Source organism: Microvirga arabica, from assembly GCF_016811235.1.
Lineage (GTDB): Bacteria > Pseudomonadota > Alphaproteobacteria > Rhizobiales > Beijerinckiaceae > Microvirga > Microvirga arabica.
Map to the genome: position 1 here is coordinate 1 of NZ_JAFBID010000053.1, position 17,484 is coordinate 17,484.

General features: G+C 60.5%; 12 protein-coding genes and 4 pseudogenes. 9 read left to right on the forward strand and 7 right to left on the reverse strand.

Going from position 1 to position 17,484, the window contains the following annotated elements; translation table 11 throughout:
• The first annotated feature begins 885 nt into the window (after positions 1–885).
• Both JQC81_RS21715 and JQC81_RS21720 read left to right on the forward strand, forming a co-directional pair.
• Entirely contained in the window at positions 886–1,902 is a 1,017-nt protein-coding gene (locus tag JQC81_RS21715; RefSeq protein WP_203273865.1) for a glycosyltransferase family 2 protein, read from the forward strand.
• A gap of 40 nt (positions 1,903–1,942) precedes the next feature.
• The gene (locus JQC81_RS21720) at positions 1,943–2,650 is read left to right on the forward strand and encodes a class I SAM-dependent methyltransferase (protein ID WP_203273867.1); all 708 of its coding nucleotides are present in this window, start codon (positions 1,943–1,945) and stop codon (positions 2,648–2,650) included.
• Positions 2,651–2,795: 145 nt separating this feature from the next.
• Here JQC81_RS21720 and JQC81_RS21725 read toward each other — a convergent pair whose 3' ends face one another.
• Positions 2,796–3,947, reverse strand: coding sequence for an NAD(P)/FAD-dependent oxidoreductase (locus tag JQC81_RS21725; protein ID WP_203273901.1), 1,152 nt, complete (start codon positions 3,945–3,947; stop codon positions 2,796–2,798).
• 805 nt (positions 3,948–4,752) lie between these two features.
• Here JQC81_RS21725 and JQC81_RS21730 point away from each other — a divergent pair.
• From JQC81_RS21730 to JQC81_RS21760, 5 genes and pseudogenes are all read left to right on the forward strand, one after another.
• Positions 4,753–5,583: pseudogene (locus JQC81_RS21730) on the forward strand (IS5 family transposase).
• Between the two features lie 364 nt (positions 5,584–5,947).
• The gene (locus tag JQC81_RS33345; RefSeq protein WP_246520574.1) at positions 5,948–8,749 is read left to right on the forward strand and encodes a putative Ig domain-containing protein; all 2,802 of its coding nucleotides are present in this window, start codon (positions 5,948–5,950) and stop codon (positions 8,747–8,749) included.
• Between the two features lie 458 nt (positions 8,750–9,207).
• Positions 9,208–9,654: pseudogene (locus JQC81_RS34435) on the forward strand (recombinase family protein); the annotation flags it as partial.
• Positions 9,655–9,821: 167 nt separating this feature from the next.
• Positions 9,822–10,046, forward strand: a pseudogene (locus tag JQC81_RS34440) (recombinase family protein); the annotation flags it as partial.
• Positions 10,047–10,245: 199 nt separating this feature from the next.
• A pseudogene (locus JQC81_RS21760) lies at positions 10,246–10,686 on the forward strand (ISNCY family transposase); the annotation flags it as partial.
• Between the two features lie 261 nt (positions 10,687–10,947).
• Here the strand turns inward: JQC81_RS21760 and JQC81_RS21765 are convergent.
• Genes JQC81_RS21765 through tnpA form a run of 4 tightly spaced genes read right to left on the reverse strand, consistent with a single transcriptional unit; the run spans position 10,948 to position 13,717 of the window.
• Positions 10,948–11,199: a hypothetical protein gene (locus JQC81_RS21765; protein WP_201861189.1), complete on the reverse strand. Its 252-nt coding sequence runs from the start codon at positions 11,197–11,199 to the stop codon at positions 10,948–10,950.
• A 20-nt stretch (positions 11,200–11,219) separates the two neighbouring features.
• Positions 11,220–12,905: an IS66 family transposase gene (gene tnpC / locus JQC81_RS21770; protein ID WP_203273871.1), complete on the reverse strand. Its 1,686-nt coding sequence runs from the start codon at positions 12,903–12,905 to the stop codon at positions 11,220–11,222.
• 45 nt (positions 12,906–12,950) lie between these two features.
• Positions 12,951–13,298, reverse strand: a complete 348-nt coding sequence (tnpB, locus tag JQC81_RS21775; RefSeq protein ID WP_203273872.1) for an IS66 family insertion sequence element accessory protein TnpB — start codon at positions 13,296–13,298, stop codon at positions 12,951–12,953.
• Positions 13,295–13,717 (reverse strand): IS66-like element accessory protein TnpA, encoded by a 423-nt coding sequence (gene tnpA, locus JQC81_RS21780; protein ID WP_203273904.1) that lies wholly within the window; start codon positions 13,715–13,717, stop codon positions 13,295–13,297. The genes tnpB and tnpA overlap by 4 nt, the downstream gene beginning before the upstream one ends.
• 49 nt (positions 13,718–13,766) lie before the next feature.
• Between tnpA and JQC81_RS21785 the strand changes: the two genes are divergently transcribed.
• The gene (locus JQC81_RS21785) at positions 13,767–14,165 is read left to right on the forward strand and encodes a transposase (protein WP_203273873.1); all 399 of its coding nucleotides are present in this window, start codon (positions 13,767–13,769) and stop codon (positions 14,163–14,165) included.
• A 71-nt stretch (positions 14,166–14,236) separates the two neighbouring features.
• On the opposite strand, the gene JQC81_RS21790 is transcribed toward JQC81_RS21785, so the two are convergent.
• Complete coding sequence (locus JQC81_RS21790; protein WP_203273874.1) at positions 14,237–15,457, reverse strand: acyltransferase family protein; 1,221 nt, start codon at positions 15,455–15,457, stop codon at positions 14,237–14,239.
• 528 nt (positions 15,458–15,985) lie between these two features.
• Between JQC81_RS21790 and JQC81_RS33955 the strand changes: the two genes are divergently transcribed.
• Positions 15,986–16,120: a hypothetical protein gene (locus tag JQC81_RS33955; RefSeq protein WP_281400364.1), complete on the forward strand. Its 135-nt coding sequence runs from the start codon at positions 15,986–15,988 to the stop codon at positions 16,118–16,120.
• A 13-nt stretch (positions 16,121–16,133) separates the two neighbouring features.
• Here JQC81_RS33955 and JQC81_RS21795 read toward each other — a convergent pair whose 3' ends face one another.
• Complete coding sequence (locus JQC81_RS21795; protein ID WP_246520576.1) at positions 16,134–17,396, reverse strand: IS256 family transposase; 1,263 nt, start codon at positions 17,394–17,396, stop codon at positions 16,134–16,136.
• Positions 17,397–17,484: the final 88 nt, after the last annotated feature.

Below are 17,484 nucleotides of genomic sequence, written 5' to 3' on the forward strand. Positions count from 1 at the left end.
TTGGCATTGAGTCATTCGGGCGCCAAGGCGGGTTTAACTATCAGCCGACTGCCCAGATCTCCACGTTAGAGGCAGAAACTGTGCTGCGGCGTCGCTGAACGTGTGATTATCCCGGAAACGCAGATAGGAAGTCGGTATTCTGAGCCCAGAGATTCGGACTGTTCTTGACTAGCGGTTCAGGTCACAAGCAGGCAAACCTGTAGTCCCGAATGAGGGACGCGTTACAGTTTGAATGACTTGGAACTGGTGGAGACTGACTTCGCTGATTTCGTACCGGTGACAGGGCAATCCTTGTTGCTGCTGATGCTCACCGGCAACTTGAAGATGATCAAATAGTCGTGCTCCAGCAAAAACCAGCTGCCGAAGGTACTTCCTTTTTGCCAAGATCAATCCGTTTGTCCAATAGACCAAGTGGCACAACATGCAGTCTGCTTGTGAAATGAGGCGGCTTCAACAACACAGCATCCTGCTCTATCAGGCGTCGTGCCGTCTGAACACCTTCTCGGTGTGCTTCCTTATGTCGAAGCCTAAGCAGCGGCTAGTGAGTGGCATCATGATGTGCCATGGCCAGCGTCGAGTTCGCATCTCGCCGCCGTAGATCAGGGAATCTGCCAATAGGTTGGCCCTATATGGTAGCAAGACAGTTCCCGCTGATCAGAACCCTGCGTCCAATCCGGCAGCCGTTTGACATAATGGCTTGATTAGGCAGTATGCACGTCCAAGCGGGAGCGCGAAACACGCCAAGCAACGAAGCTTGCTTGGCGTGAGTATGCTCGAACCTCTCATTATCATGCGCATCGCGATGATTGGAGTCGGCAGGCATTGCTTTAGGCGAGTTTCAGTTCCCTCGCGGCCTGGATTTCGCGCCACGCTTGGAGGCATCCTATGAAACCTCGAATCGCAGCCGTTGTAGTAACGTACAACCGAAAAGAACTTCTCCTGGAATGCCTAACTGCCTTACGGGCGCAAGAGCGTCGCCTTGACAGCATTATCATCCTGGATAACGCCAGTAGCGATGAAACGCGGGACCTCCTTCTGCAAAATGGGATCTTAGACGCTTCTGACGTCGACTACATTCGACTGCACGAGAACGAAGGTGGGGCTGGGGGATTCTATTGGGGCATCCGACATGCCTACGAGCAAGGTGCTGACTGGATTTGGCTAATGGACGATGATGTCGAACCCGCTGCGGACGCCCTCGCTGCATTGGAGGTCCATTGCGGAATGCCGAATATCGGCTTCCTCTGCAGCACCGTCAGAGCGTCGGATGGCATGACGCCCATGAACACTCCGGTTGTGGATACTAGCATGCCCAGCGGTTCCTATCCGTCGTGGGATATCCATCTCGACAAGGGGCTTGTCAAAATCAGGCAGGCAACATTCGTGTCGGTGTTGATCAGCCGCGAGGCTGTTACGCGCTGCCTTCTTCCCAATCGGCGCTTTTTCATCTGGGGGGATGATTTTGAGTATACACTGCGCATCAGGCGCTGTGGGTTCGACGCATTCGTGGTTGGAAAGAGCAAAGTCTTGCACAAGCGGGCCCAGATGAAGCAATTGTCCCTGCTGACGGAAACGGATGTAAAGCGAATTGAGATGTTCAGGTACCATGTTCGGAACCACTTTTGGACAACCCTGAGGCACGGCAGTCGCCGAGACAAATGTTGGATGCTGCTCAATCATCTCAAATTGGCATTAAAGCTCGTTGTCCTCGCTCGCAGTCATCGCCTGTACCGGCTGCGGGTGCTTATCTATGGAATTTGTTTGGCTTTCACAGACAAATTGGAGAATCAACATGATTGGACATTGCAACGGGCCGCATCCGAAGTTCGAATAGGCACAGCCCGTCACTTACGGCAAAGTGAACGATTCTTCACATTGTTGTTCACCGCCGGCATCGTTTGAGCTTGGGGCTAGCAACAAACTCTTACGGAGATTCGAATTCATGAAAAACCTGTTGCTAAGCCCATTCGACCGGATTGCCCTCCGAGCCCGAAAGATCATTCTGCAGGGAGGATCCGTACAAAGATGGTTTGATACCTTTGATGTGGTCGAGGCTGCCAACCTCAAAGCGGCCTTTGAAAGCGCCGAATACTACGAGCGCCACATGCTTACCGCCAAGACATTTCGGACGGATCTCGAAGGGCTCTCCCATGCAATAACCTTGGCCAAGCCCAATGGGCTGTTCCTTGAGTTTGGCGTCGCGACGGGCCGAAGCATCAATCACATCAGTTCACTCCATGACGACGCAGTCTATGGTTTTGATTCGTTCGAGGGCCTCCCGGAAGACTGGCGCGGAGACCACCCCAAAGGCAAGTTTGCTGGACCTTTGCCGACAGTCCCAGCTCACGTCCATCTCATCAAGGGTTGGTTTTCCGAAACATTGCCGTCATTTCTCGAGCGTCACACCGGTCCCGTTTCCTTCTTGCATGTCGATTGCGACCTTTATTCTTCGACGAAGTTCATCTTTGACACTCTGGCCGATAGGATTCAGCCTGAATGTGTCATCGTCTTTGATGAGTACTTCAACTATCCCGGCTGGCGCGAGCACGAGAAAAAGGCGTTTGCGGAATTCATTGCCAAGCACGGTGTACGGTACCGGTACGAGTCGTTTGTCCGGCGGGGTCAGCAGGTGACGGTTGTGATCGAATGAGCAACTCCAGCGAACGGGTGACGCCACTTTCAGAGGCTACCCTCACGCTGGCGGAGCGCCAGACAGACTGCATCACGTGGTGCCGAGCCATCTGAGACAATTCTAACTGCACCCTCCGACGTCGGCGACGGACGATGGTGGCGCGCTAATCGACCTTATTCAGAAGAATTTGGCCATGGAAGCATCTGCTTTCACCCTTCACCTGCTGCAATAATCTTTCTGCCACATCCTCGGCAATCGACAGGCTGGAGGTCAAGCCGGGGCTCTCAATGCCGAAGAGATGGATTAGGCTGGGAAGTCCATGCTCCGCTGGGCCGTCGATCATGAAGTCGGCAGCCTTCTCACCCGGTCCGGTGAGCTTCGGCCGAATGCCGCAGTAATCGGGAACGAGCGCTCCAACAGGTAGGCCGGGCCAGTAGCGCCGAATGGAAGCGTAGAAGCTTTCGGCTCGGGCTGGGTCAACCTCGTATTCCTCCCGCTCGACCCATTCCACGTCAGGCCCGAAGCGCATGCGCCCGGACAGATCGAGCGTAACATGAGTTCCCAGTCCGCCATCAACCGGAGCCGGATAGATCAGACGCGAGAAGGCTGGCTTGCCGAGGCAGCCGAAGTAATTGCCCTTGGCCAGTACGAGCGGTGGCACGCGCTCGGTTGGATAGTTCTCCGTCCCACGGGCAACTGCCTGGGCACCGAGGCCCGCGACGTTGACCACCGCATCGACCACCACCTTGGTCGGCTCAGTTCCGCCGACCTGCACGGACCATCCCATTCCATTCTGCGCAATGCGCTCCACGGGAGTGTGGAAGGCGATGACCCCGCCGGCGGCTTCGAGGTCGCCCTGGAGGGCCAGCATCAGCGCATGGCTGTCGACAATGCCGGTCTCCTGCGACAGGACCGCGCCGGTGCAGGCGAGGTTCGGCTCAAGCGCCCTCGCCTCCTCGCCTGTCAGGAAGGAGAGTCCCTCCACACCGTTGGCGAGCCCCTGCTCATAGATCCCCTCGATCTTGGCCTGTTCGAGATCATTGGTGGCCACAATCAGCTTGCCACATTTGGCATAGGGCACTCTATGGCTCTCGCAGAAGGCGTAGAGCATGCGCCGACCGTGGACGCAGTGGCGGGCGCGCAGGGAGCCGGACAGGTAATACATCCCCGCATGGATCACCTCGCTATTGCGCGAGGAGACCCCATTGCCGATGTTGCCAGTCGCCTCGGCCACGATGACGTTGTGGCCGCGATGGCCGAGTGCGCGCGCCACGGCAAGCCCGACAACTCCTGCACCGATGACTAGGACGTCTATGACCGCCTCCTATCGATAGAGATCACCCCGCTGCAAGAGGGCTCTCGCTGTCGAATACATTCTTAGATGAGAGCGCAGTTAGCAGAAGAACAACAGTTCGGTAATCCATATTCGTCTTGCACGATTCACAGCCCCTTGCGTTGCTCTTGACAGTATACCTTGAGCCGGCCGTGATGAGCCAACCTTTCGCCCTCGTTAAGGCGCCGTTGCTTCTGTTTTCAAGATCATCTGGCCCTGTATGCGCTGGTAGCTTAGGTTCCGCAACCACCACCGCAATTCAACCGCGATCATGTCCAAACATAATGTCAGGAACGAACAATCCACCGCGATCGCACTATTCGGCGCGGTGATTCAGAGATCGAGATGAAGTTCCTTGGGATTAGGGATCCATACATGGTCATTGCAGGTTCCCTGGGCCTGCATAAAGTGCGGCAGATGCTGGAAAAATCTGTTTCTTAGAATCCATAGGTATGACAGATGGTCAGCTTTATACCGTCCGATCGTCGACATCCCGCGCGGCATACCGCCTTGCGCAAAACCTTGAGAGTTAAGCGACCGTGGGCCGTCAGCCTTCATGGCTGACAAGCTGGCGTCCGACAAGATGCGCATCGATTTGGCGGAATCAGTGCCGAACGGCCTCGCACTCCATTGTTCGATGCGCGCCGGCGATCAGGCCCTGCCTGCCTGAGGCGGTCTAAGAGGCTGGTGAGCAATTTTATTGCGCGATGTAAGTCACTGATTCAAAATAGGTTTGGCTGGACTGCCGATGAAGAAGCGGGCTGCTGCGATAGCTTGGAGGGCAGCCATGGATGCTTGCGTCTATGCCAGCGATCTCACTGATGCCGAATGGGCACGGCTTGAGCCGCTGATCCCCCGCAGCCATCCGGCCGGGCAACGACAGACCTATCCGTTGCGCCGCATCGTCGATGCGATCTTCTATCTGCTGCGCACCGGCGCCCAGTGGCGCCTGCTGCCGCACGAGTATCCTCCGCGGTGCACCGTCTTCTACCACTACGCTCAGTGGCGCGAGGATGGCACCTGGGAGCACGTGAACCAGGTTCTGCGGGAGAGCTACCGCCGTGCGCTCGGCCGGTCTCCTCAACCGAGTGCGGCGATCATCGACAGTCAATCGGTCAAGACCACCGAGATGGGCGGGCCAAGGGGATACGACGGTGGCAAGAAGATCAAGGGCCGCAAGCGCCATCTTCTCGTTGATACGCAAGGCAATCTGCTGAAGAACAGCGTGCATCCCGCCGACATCCACGATCGCGCCGGAGCCGAACTCCTGTTGGAGGGTCTGCAGCATCTCTTCCCGGCTATTGAGCTGATGTGGGCCGACACCGCTTATCGTGGGCTGAAGGACTGGCTGCGCAGAGCGCTGGGCTGGCAGTTGTCGATCCCGCAACACTGATGGAGCGGCGGCGTCTGGATGAAGGTTGGATCAGAGCCGCCAACGCGCCCGAGTGGCTTTCAGGTGCTCGCGCGAAGGTGGGTTGTTGAACGAACGATCGCCTGGTTGACCACCAACCGGCGGCTCGCCAAGGACTACGAACGCCTGATCGAGACCGGCGAGATGCTGCTTTATCTCGCCATGAGCCGCATCCTGCTGCGTCGTCTGACGCGAAAGGAAAGATAATTGCTCACCAGCCTCTAACACTACAGTTGCAATGTAAAATTATCCGCTGGGCCGTTCATGCAGGTTGGCGTTGGGCGACTTCGCCGATCACGTTGCTCGCCAACGCCGGTTTCGCTCCAGCGCGTCTGACCCAGTTTAAAGCGTCCTCTGCAGGCCTTCATACGCATCCATTCGCAACCGGCGATCAGCCAATCGCAGAATAGGTAACTCCTCTAAGAAACCAAGAGCTCCTTTGCCCCAGCCTATATGCGCGTTAATCTGGGTTAGCTCTATTTTGCACGCGCCCTCGACTGTCGCTGACAAGTAAGGTCCAGCCGACGGCTCCAAAGCACTTTTTAGCTTTGCAAAAACTGAGGATCACGGCATGACAGATAGCAGCAATCTTCTGGTCAACGGCTCGTTCGAGGCCTCGCCCGTGAGCCCGGGCACCTATGCCGGTTTCCAGACGGTGGCCGGCTGGACGGCGATCCCCGGCGGCACCATTGAGATCTGGAATGCGATCAACCGCGTACAGGCCACGGACGGGGTCAACTTCGTCGAGCTCGACTATGGCAAGGCCTATGACGGCTTCTACCAGGACGTCCAGACGCAGGCTGGCCAGGCCTACACCCTGTCCTTCGACGCCCGCAGCCGCCCCGGCTACAGCTCTGCCACCACCTCGATCGAGGTGCTGTGGAACGGCACTCTGGTGGCCACTGTGCCGCCGGGCAGCAGTTGGGCTACCTCCAGCTTTACGGTGACCGGCACGGGCGGGCTGGACCGGCTGACCTTCCGGGAGCTGCAGGCCCAGAGCACCGACGGCCACGGCGCCATGCTCGACAACATCAAACTGGTGGGCGCCACAGGCGGCGGTACACCCAACCAGCCGCCGGTCGCTGGTGACGACAGTGCCACAACCGCCGAAGACACGGTAGTCAACCTGGCGGTGCGCGCCAACGACACGGATGCCGATCCGAACACGACGCTCACGATCACCCAGATTGCCGGTCGTGCTGTTGCGGCCGGCAGCTCCGTTGACGTCGGCCCGGCCCTCGTCACCCTCAATCCTGACGGCACCCTCAAGGTCGCGCCCGATCCCAACTTCAACGGCGTTGTGAGCTTCGTCTACAGGGTCTCCGACGGCGCACTCACGGACGAGGGTGCCGTGGCGGTCAACGTGACACCTGTTCCGGATGCGCCGGTGCTGGCTTCAGCGCTTGCGGACCAGAGCGCCACAAAGGACCAGCCTTTCAACTTCACGGTGCCGGCGACGGCCTTCACGGATCCGGACGGGGATGCGCTCACCTATACGGCCGGGCTGGCCGGGGGCGCAGCCCTGCCAAGTTGGCTCAGCTTCAGCGCGGCCACGCGCACCTTTACGGGCACGCCCAGCCAGGCTGATGTGGGCTCACTGTCCGTGCAGGTAGTAGCCAGCGATGGTAGCACGAGCGCGTCTGACACCTTCACGCTGACCATCAACCCTGAAGCAGGCAGCAGCAATCTTCTGGTCAACGGCTCGTTCGAGGCCTCGCCCGTGAGCCCGGGCACCTATGCCGGTTTCCAGACGGTGGCCGGCTGGACGGCGATCCCCGGCGGCACCATTGAGATCTGGAATGCGATCAACCGCGTACAGGCCACGGACGGGGTCAACTTCGTCGAGCTCGACTATGGCAAGGCCTATGACGGCTTCTACCAGGACGTCCAGACGCAGGCTGGCCAGGCCTACACCCTGTCCTTCGACGCCCGCAGCCGCCCCGGCTACAGCTCTGCCACCACCTCGATCGAGGTGCTGTGGAACGGCACTCTGGTGGCCACTGTGCCGCCGGGCAGCAGTTGGGCTACCTCCAGCTTTACGGTGACCGGCACGGGCGGGCTGGACCGGCTGACCTTCCGGGAGCTGCAGGCCCAGAGCACCGACGGCCACGGCGCCATGCTCGACAACATCAAACTGGTGGGCGGAGCTCCCGATCCTCATACGCTCCTTAGCTTTGCCAACCAGACGGATCGAGCAAAAGTTGTCGATCTTGGAGGCGGCTTCTGGACCGATGCCGCTCGAGTCCTTCCACTCGGCGCCTCGAACACCAATGGCTGGGATAGCAGCATACCGAGAGACCAATGGGAGGGCTACCGTCTCGACTTGTGGAATCTTGCAAGCGATAGCAGACTATGGTTCGATTACGTTGGATCCCGCGTTAGTGGTCCAAACGCTCTGCCCGACCGCGACCATCACGGAATTTCAGGCATAACCGCAACCGAGGTCGTCGGATTAGCAACCAACATCGCGAGTACCTATCGTCCCAATGTCGTACTCCTGATGCTGGGGACGAATGACGCTCTGCGGGAAAGCAATGCGGCTGACACCGTTCCAGGTGAACTGCTTACAATCATGCAGAGGATCGCAGCGGCACAACCTAATGTCGAAATTCTGCTTGCTCCAATTCCTCCCATCGATCCATTGCGTGCATCTACTTCTCTCTCCAATTCAGACGAAATTGCCAATTTGCTGAACAGTCGACTGCCTGGGATCGTCCAGCAAGCGCAAGCGAACGGAATCAACGCGACTTTCGTGCCTGTCCCCAACTTAACTACGGCTGATCTCACAGATGGTGTTCATCTGACCCATGCCGGTTTCGCAAAGTATGCCGCCGCCTGGTTCAATGCACTTCAAGCCAACATATCTACAGAGAATGGTACCTTCGGAGGGCAACGGACAGCAATCTCTGGAATTGTTGACATTCAAGGATCGGAGCTCGGCGACAGCCTACGGGGCAATAGTCACGCTAATGTCCTTGACGGTCGTGGCGGGGCAGACCGCATCGAAGGCGCGGGTGGGGCCGACAGGCTGACCGGAGGTATGGGAGCTGACACGTTCGTCTATGGGGCTCTGGCTGAAAGTAGCGACACAATTACGGACTTTGTCTCAAGCTTGGTGAGTACCACCAGTTCAGACGTCCTGTCCTTCTCAGCATCAGGCTTCGGCGGTGGACTGGCACAGGGATCGACCGTGAGTCTCGTGCAGGGAGCAAATCCAGTCGCCACCAACTCCCATGGACAGTTCCTATTTGATACCGACGATCACGCTTTATTATGGGACGTAGATGGCACGGGCGGCACTGCTCCGACGCTGATCTCAACTTTGAGCAGTGTAGTAAGCCTCTCAGCCAATGATTTTCTTATTGTGGCATGAGAGGCTGGTGAGCAATTATCTTTCCTTTCGGGTGAGGCGACGCAGCAGGATGCGGCTCATGGCGAGATAGAGCAGCATCTCGCCGGTTTTGACCAAGCGTTCGTGGTCCTTGGCGAGCCGTCGACTGGTGGTCAACCAGGCGATTGTCCGCTCAATGGTCTAATCACAAATGACACGTTCTGCCTGACGCGCATGAGGCAGCTTCAGCTCAGCTGGCCACGAGCGAGCCATCGGCTCCGGCGGGCTGTGGCGCCCCACCTCCCTGATGAGGTCACTCACCAGGGAGGACAGCATGCAAGGTCACCGGCGACGCGCCTGGCAGGTTCGGCGCACCAGCGTGACGACGCCCACCGGCCAGCAGCGCTGGGACCGGGCGTATCAGCTCCTTCTGCAGTGGGCGATGACCTCCTCGGACCCAACCCTGGCACCGGGGTCCCCAATCCTGCCGGAGGTCTCCCATGCGAGTAGCGATTTACGGCCGCGCCTCGACCAGCCACCAGGTCGACCACCAGACCATTGAGCAGCAACTCGGACGGCTTTCCGCTCATGTCCACGCTCATGCCGCCGAGGGCTGGAGCCTCGACCCGGCCCACGTGTTCCGCGACGATGGCTACAGCGGCGCGACCCTCGTCCGCCCGGGGTTGGACCGCTTGCGCAATGCCGTGAAGGGTCGCGAGATTGACCGCGTACTCGTCACCGCTCCCGACCGCCTCGCCCGCAACTATGTGCACCAGATGGTTCTGCTCGAGGAGTGGGCGCAGGCCGGATGTGCCTCCGAGTTCCTCGACCGCCCCATGAGCGACGATCCGCATGATCAGCTGCTGCTGCAGATCCGCGGCGCGGTTGCCGAGTACGAGCGCACGCTGATTGCCGAACGCATGCGCCGCGGCCGGCTCGCCAAGCTGCGCGCCGGCCAGCTGCTGCCCTGGACCTATGCGCCCTATGGCTATCGCATGAGCCCCGACCGACCACGCGACCCACGCGGCGTCACCACCGATCCGGCGGAGGCGGCCGTCGGGCCGAGCTGTTTGCCCTTTATCCCGAGCCGGGCACTTCTCTCATACAGCTTGCCATGCATCTTGATGCCCACGGCGTGCCCACCCGGTCGGGCACACCGCGCTGGTCAAGCCCAACGATCCGAGGCATTCTGCGCAACACCACCTATACGGAGCAGGTCTATGTGCAACGCACGCGGTATCGCGCTGCCACCCACCGTCGCTCGGCCACCCACCCGATCGGCCGAACTCATGGCCCCGCCGTGCCGCAGCCGGCTGATACCTGGATTCTGGTCGGACAGGTGCCTGCCGTGGTGAGCCAAGCGCACTTTGACGAGGTGCAGGCCAAGCTGGCGACCAACCGCTCCTTCGCGCGGCGCAACAACACCGCCCACCAGTATCTCTTGCGCGCCCTGGTCAGCTGCGGGTGCTGCGGTCTCGCCTGCACGGCACGGGCCACCAATGGGCGGAACTTCTACTATCTTTGCAGCGGCAAGCCGCATAGCACCGGCTCGCACCGCGCCACGGGCTGCCGGGACGCTGGCCGGGGCCTTCGCTCATTTCCAGAAGGTGACGCGCAGCTATTGGCCCGGCCTGTTCCACGCCTATGCGGTGCCGGACCTGCCGCGCACCAACAACGATCTCGAACAGCTCTTCGGCTCACAGCGCTATCACGAGCGGCGTGCGACCGGGCGCAAGACAGCGGCCCCCGGTGCGGTACTGCGCCGCTCGGTCCGGCTGATCGCCGCGACCGCGACGCGCGTGCAGGCTCCGACGGCACGAGACCTGGGCGCCGCGAACCGGGAGCACTGGAGGAACTTGCGTCAGCGTCTGGAGAGAGGTCGCCGCGCGCGAACCCTGCGCACCCGCTTTCGGCACGATCCCGCCGCCTACCTGGCGGCTCTCGAACAGCAGGCCTGCCAGTTCGCTTTGCCATCCTAGAAAAAAAGGCGCAGCGGGAGCATCGCACGCTTCTCCTCTGGGATGAGACCGGCCACAGCTTCCGTGCCCGGCCGGGCACAACCTGGGCGCGGCGCGGAATAACCCCGGTGCTCCTCCAGCGGGTGAGCAAGCGGCGAGAGGTGTCGAGCATCGTGGCAATCACGCCTGACGGGCGGCTGTATGCCCGCCACTTCCGCACCAGCATCGTACGCATCCGAGGAGGGACGCGGGATAAAGCCTCGCGCGTAAACGGGATCTTGGCTAATCTTGGTGCGGCTTTTGAGATGCGGCGTCCCTGCGAGCCTCGATGATGTATTTGAGGTTGTCGATGCCATCTTCGGTGAAGAGGACAATATGCTCGGTCAATTCGGAGGCTGGAAAGGTGTCGTAGGCACTGAGGCAGCCATCTTCCGGGAACATCTCGATGGAGCACTCGTGCAGGAAGTCCTCATCTTCACCGAGCATGTCAGCCACGTATTTCAGCGTGTACAGAGTTGAGTTGCGATATCCCATTCGTCGATCCCTTTTTTCTGTCAGGCGGCGAGTTGAGATGCAGGCAACAGGGCCAGCCGTCGGCTTCTCCACTCCCAGGGAAGCAATTCGTGCAGGCGGACGACAGGAAGATCGGCGATACGGGCCAGCACGTCGGCGAGCCAGGCTTTTGGATCGACGTCGTTGAGACGACAGGTCGTGATGAGGGTGAGCATGACGGCGGCCCGATCGGCTCCACGCTGGGAACCGGCGAAGGTCCAGTTGCGGCGCCCCAGGGCGATCCCTCTCAAGGCCCGTTCGGCGGCATTCTTCGTGAGACAGACCCGGCCATCCTCCAGGAAGCGGGCAAAGCCATCCCAGCGCTGCAGCATGTAGTCAATGGCCCCGATCACCTCGGACGATCGGGTGAGCGTGGCACGCTCCCGCTTCAGCCATTCGTACATGTCGTCGAACAGCAGCTTGCTTTTCTCCCGCCGCACAGCCACTCGTTCTGTGGCGCTCAAGCCGTTGATCTGACGCTCGATGTCAAACAGCGCGTCGAACCGCTTGACAGCTTCCAACGCGATCGGGGAGATCGGCTTACCGCTTCTTTTGCGATCCCGAGCCCTTTTCTCGATATCGGCCAGTTCAAAGAATTTCCGCCGCGCATGCGCGTGGCAGAAGGCAAAGGTAATGGGCACCGCTTTCTGTTCGGCAACACTGATCGGCTCGAAGCCATTGTAACAATCACTCTGCAGAATGCCGCCATACCCGACCAGGTGTTTCTGCGGATGTTCGCCGCGACGGTCGCTCGAAGCGTAGTAGACCGCTGCCGAAGCCGTGCCGCCCCCGAAGGGCTGGTCATCCCGCACGTAGCTCCAGATGCGCCCGGTCGTGCACTTGCTTTTGGCCCGGATGGGAATGGTCGTACCGTCGCCGTGAAGGCGCTCGGCCGCAAAGACATGCTTCTCGATCAGATCGAAGACCGGCATGAGCGCGCAGGTTCCAAACCCGACCTGATCGGCCAGCGTCGAGGTCGAAAGCGCGATGCCCTCGCATGTGAACCGGGCGCTCTGGCGATTGAGCGGACTGTGCATGCCGAACTTGTCGAAGAGGATCGTCGCTAGCAGATGAGGACCGATGAAGCCGCGCGGCGTGGCATGGAACGGCGCCGGCGGCTGGCTGATCGCCTCGCAATCCCGGCAGCTGAACTTCTCCCGCACCGTCTCGATCACTTTGAACCGACGCGGGATCTCCTCCAGCGTCTCGGTGATGTCCTCGCCCAGTTTCGACAGGCGCGAGCCACCGCAGCAGGCACAGGTCGCCGGGGGAGCGATCACCACGCGTTCGCGCTCGATATCCTCCGGCCAGGGCTTTCGGACCGGCCGCCGGCGCATAAACGGGCGCCCGTATGAGCTCTTGGCGGCGGCCTGCGCCGCAACCTCATCCTCGGTCGCCGCTATCACCAGTTCTTCGAGCTGCAATTCCAGCTGGTCGATCAGTCGCGCCGCGCGCTCGGAGCGCTGGCCGCGCAGTTCGCGCTTCAGCTTTTCGATCGCCAGTTCCAGACGGGCGATCAGGGCCTCGCTGTCGGACAACAGGGCCCGCGCCTTGGCGGCTTGCGCCACAGCCCTGTCCCTCTCGGCGACAACGACATCCCGTTCAGCCTGCAACACCTCACGCTCGGACAGCAGCGCCAGATAGGCGCTCGCAAGGTCTTCCGGAAGATCGTCAGGCTTCGAAGGCATGACGCCATTCGATCAGAATTGCCCTGTCTTTTCAATCGAAAGGTGCTAGCCAACCCGTGTCGGACGCCAGGTTTCCTGAGGGGCACGCCAGTCGATTCCGGACAGCAAATAAGACAGTTGCGCCGGCGAGATCGTCACGACGCCATCGGCCGCTGACGGCCAGATGAACCGGCCGCGCTCGAGGCGCTTCGTGAACAGGCATGCCGCCTGGGAATCGTGCCAAATCACTTTGATCAGATCGCCGCGACGGCCCCGGAAGCAAAACACATGACCGCTGAGAGGATCATGCTTCAAGACTTCCTGCACCTGCAGGGCCAACGATGGAAAGCCCCGTCTCATGTCGGTATAGCCCGTCGCCAGCCATACCCGAACGCCGGTTGGGATGGGGATCATCGCAGCGCCTCAAGACCCTGGATGATCCGCAGCAGCGCATCGACGTCGACATCCCGGTCGACGATCACACGCCGCCCATTCGCCGTGACGACCTCCATCCGACCGAGGCCGCGTGGGGGATGCGGCACCGGCGCAGTCAGCGAAGGCTCCAAGGACGCGCGAGCGTCCGGAACGACCAGGGCGGGCACAAACCCCTCCCATGAACCAGCGCCAAGCCGTCCTTCTCTTTGCGCCTTGCGCCAGCTGTTCAATTGGAAGCGGGTGATCCCGTGCCGGCGCGCCGTGGCCGACACCTGCTTTGGCTCACGGTAGCTCTCCGCAACAATCGCCAGCTTCGCTTCATCGCTGAACCGGCGGCGACGACCAGTGTCGACCACGTCCAAGCGGCTGACCGGCTCACGATCCCTGATAATGTCCATGGCTACTACACCGTCCATATTGACGTCGGTATAGCCAGTGCTCTTCCAAATGCCTCACTTCCAAAAGGCGGCCCAGCTCGGATGCGTACCCAGCATCTCAAGTGAGACCGTGATCTCGGCTCTGCGCTGCTCCCGGAGACAGATCGGCACGCCGCTGCTGGTGGTCTGGGACCGGCTCAACGCACACCGGTCAAAGCTCACCAGCGCTTTCATCGCGACCCAACCGCAGGACTTTGCCGTGGCCTACCTGCCGGCCTATGCACTCGAGCTCAATCCGGAGGAGCAGTGCAATGCGTTCGTCAAACGAGCCATGGAGAATGCGCTGCCTGGATCAGTCGCCGATCTCCACCGTCTGGCGCGCCGCGAGTTCGCCCGCCTGAAACGCCGACCTGAGATGATCGCCCGCTTCTTTCGGCACGCAGGTCTCTCTGTTACAAGCCTTCCGTGAAGATAATTAGGCGCGATCATGCATGCAGTCGTCTCGAAAGTCTGGCTACTGTTGACGCCTCACTAGTAGGATCACCGGGAATGCACGTCAGATGCGAGACTGGTGTGGACGATACGGTTTGAGAAGCTTTTCAGTGATCTGCTGACCCATTTGTGCATGTGGCGCTCGAGGCGGGTCGCAAACCAGTAGCTGACGGCAACGCAGACGCCGGTTGCGGCTACAGCGGCGCCCCAGCGGTCAAGGCCAGCCTCATATAAGCGCCCGAGAACCCATGCACCGGCGATATTATGAACGAGATAGAGCGGGTATGTGACCAGGCCTAAAGCACGCGCCCTCTGGCGCACGCGCTCGGAAGCGATATTGCGCTTCTCGTAGGCCAGCGACAGGGCACACGCAGCGCAGCAGAGAAGCCAGATGAGAGCGGGAACGAGCATATTCTGCTGCAGCTCTGTGACGGCCACTGAGCGACTTGCCTTTGCCACGATAGCTCCGAATGAACACAGGCCCGTGAGGGCGAGATAAGCCGAGCGCTCCACGGTGAGGCCGCGGGTGAACACCTCGTAAGCAAACATCCCAAGCAGAAAAAATGACCCGGTCGTAACAAGCATCGGACCGAACATGTATCTGTGGAGAATGTATTCTACAGCGGTCCCAAGCAACCCGAGGTCGAAAAAGAAGGTGTTGACCGCCACCAGGGTCCAGAACAGCGCGAGGACCTGGGCTACGATGCGGGTGAACAGAAATAACCTCGTGATCTGGTTGGTGGCAAGAACGGCAAAGATGACGGAATAGAACACCAGTTCCACGGTCAAGGTCCAGATCACGCCGTCGATCCAGGGACCGCTGGGGAGCAGCACCAGCGCCCTTGCCCAGCGGTAGAACGCCTCGCCGGGTGTAAGCAATCCCTCCCCCAGCACCACGATGAGCGACAGCGTCGAGAAAACCAATAGCGCCGGAAGAAGTCGGGCCGCTCGCTCGATTGCGAAGTCGGTGGCGGACTTTCCAACCGCAGACATGGTGATCACAAAGCCTGAGATCACAAAGAAGAGCTCGGCGCCCACCCAGCCCCACCATGTGAATGCGATGGCTTCGGAGTAGGTTACCTCAGCCCCAACCGCATCCCGAACGCCACCCCAGCCGGCCGGTTCGATCCATGAGAGGAAGAAGTAATGGAAGCAGACCACAAGTAACGCAGCGATGAAGCGCAGGACATCTAGGCCAATCACCGTCCGGCGCACCGGTACTGTAATTGCTACGTGGCGCTCGGGGAACAACGGCAAAGGTCCCTTCACTGTAAACCCCTTATCCTCGTGGATCAGGCAGCAACAAGTGGCGCAACTTTATCCAAATGCGAACTGCGCACGCGAATCGAGTGGACGCACAGAAGCCCAACGGTGGGACCTCACGTCGCCCAGCACAATACATCAGACGGAGTAACAATATAGAGAGCCAACCGTGTGAATCCAAAGACCTGCTGATCATGCCAGTTCACACATCGTTACCCTCATATCGAGCCAATGAGCCGACTGACTCAAGCAACTCAGAGTTGCCAATTGAGGTGCAGGTACATGAATTTTCACCAGTGTCTAGAAGCTTATACCCCGTCCGCGGAATCTGGAAGGAAACCGTTGTTCTAAAAGGAACACCTTGTGCTTAGATTATGATCTCAACTGAAACTGCTATGCGCCCTCACCCAGCGCTAGGCGGTGTGGACGTGTGTGGACGTGTGTGGACATTGGATAATCGGTGGTGGCACGAGAGCTCTGGCGGAGACGCCGATCAGACGACAGTCTGATTGGCCCACAGAGCAGGAGCAGACAATGACCCACTACGCCGGCCCGGATGTGCCACAAAAGGAGACCACGATCTGCATCGTGGATGAGCAGGATCACCCCCGCTTCTGTGGTGCCGTCGCGAGCTGTGTTGAAATTCGGGTGGCGCGATCTCCAGCATGAACATCGTATTGGGTCAGGCGGCGAGGTCAATCGTCTCCTTTGCGGCTGATGCTTGTGTGAGTGTCTTCCAACCATCGACCTTGCGCATGGTGATCTGACCGGATGCGAGCAGAGCCCAGAACAGCATGGCGGCGGTGGCATCCGAGGGCAGCACCGTCTGGGTCTTGATCCGCCGCTTGAACTCCTCGTGCAGCCGTTCAATGGCGTTCGTGGTGCGGGCCGACTTCCACTGCGAGGGCGGCAGCTTCGTGAAAGCAAACAGCGCCTCGCCCGCCTCCTCCAGGCTGTCCGCCACCGCCCGATGCCGCAGCCGCCATTTGCGGAGAAAGGCCTGGCGGCGCTCCTCAATCTCCTCGGCCGTGGCGGCATAGATCATGTCGGTGTAGTCCGCCGTGATCTCGTCATAAAGGCGCTTGGGCGCATGGGCGAGCAGGTTGCGGTGCTTATGCACCGTGCAGCGCTGCAGGGGCACACCCTCCCACACGGCCGCGAGCGCCTGCTCCAGGCCCGGCACGCCATCCACGATGACAAAGGCTGGCCGGCGCAGCTGGCGCGCGACGAGGTCGTCGAGGACCGCACGCCAAGCGGCCGTGGTCTCGCCGCCCATGGTCCTGACCGCCAGCAGCACCTCCTGCCCGTCCTCACGGATGCCGATCACCACCAGGAGCGAAATCGACGTCGCCTTCTTGTCGAGCCGGACCCGCACCACCGTGCCGTCAAGGATCAGCCGGACGATCGGCTCGTCGGCGAGCGAGCGCTGGTTCCAGGCCTGCCAGTCGGTCTGCACCTGGCGCCAGACCCGGCTGACCGTGTCCTTGCCCACCGCGCCGCCGAACAAAGAGGCTAGCGCCCGGCGCACCCGCCGGGTGTTGGTGCCGGCCAGAGACGCCGAGGCAATCAGGGCATCGGCGGCCTTGGTGCGGCGCTGATAGGCCCGAAGGGCTACACTCCTCCACTCGCTCGTGCGGCCATCCTCGCCCTGCAGGCGCGCCCGCGGCACGGAAATCTCGGTCGGCCCGAAGGTGCCGGTGAGCGTGTGCGACCGGCAGCCGTTGCGGTAGCCGCGCGTGCCGACGGACGGCTCGCCAGCAGGCGACCGACCATAGCGGGGTCGGCCGAGAGCGGCCTCCAGTTCGGCCTGGATGAGGCCTTCGATCCAATCGCGCACCCGCTCGCGCACGCCGGTCTCGATCGGGTCGATCCAGTTGTCGAAAAGTCGGGCGTCAGGTTGGCCGGTCAGATGCGCAGAATGTGACTTGCTGATAGGGTCCGTCATGGCGTGGTCTCCAATGGGACCCTGGCGCTCCAACGCCCGAATCCCGTTTTGTGGGCTTCAACACCCGGAGACTACGCCACCCTCTCAA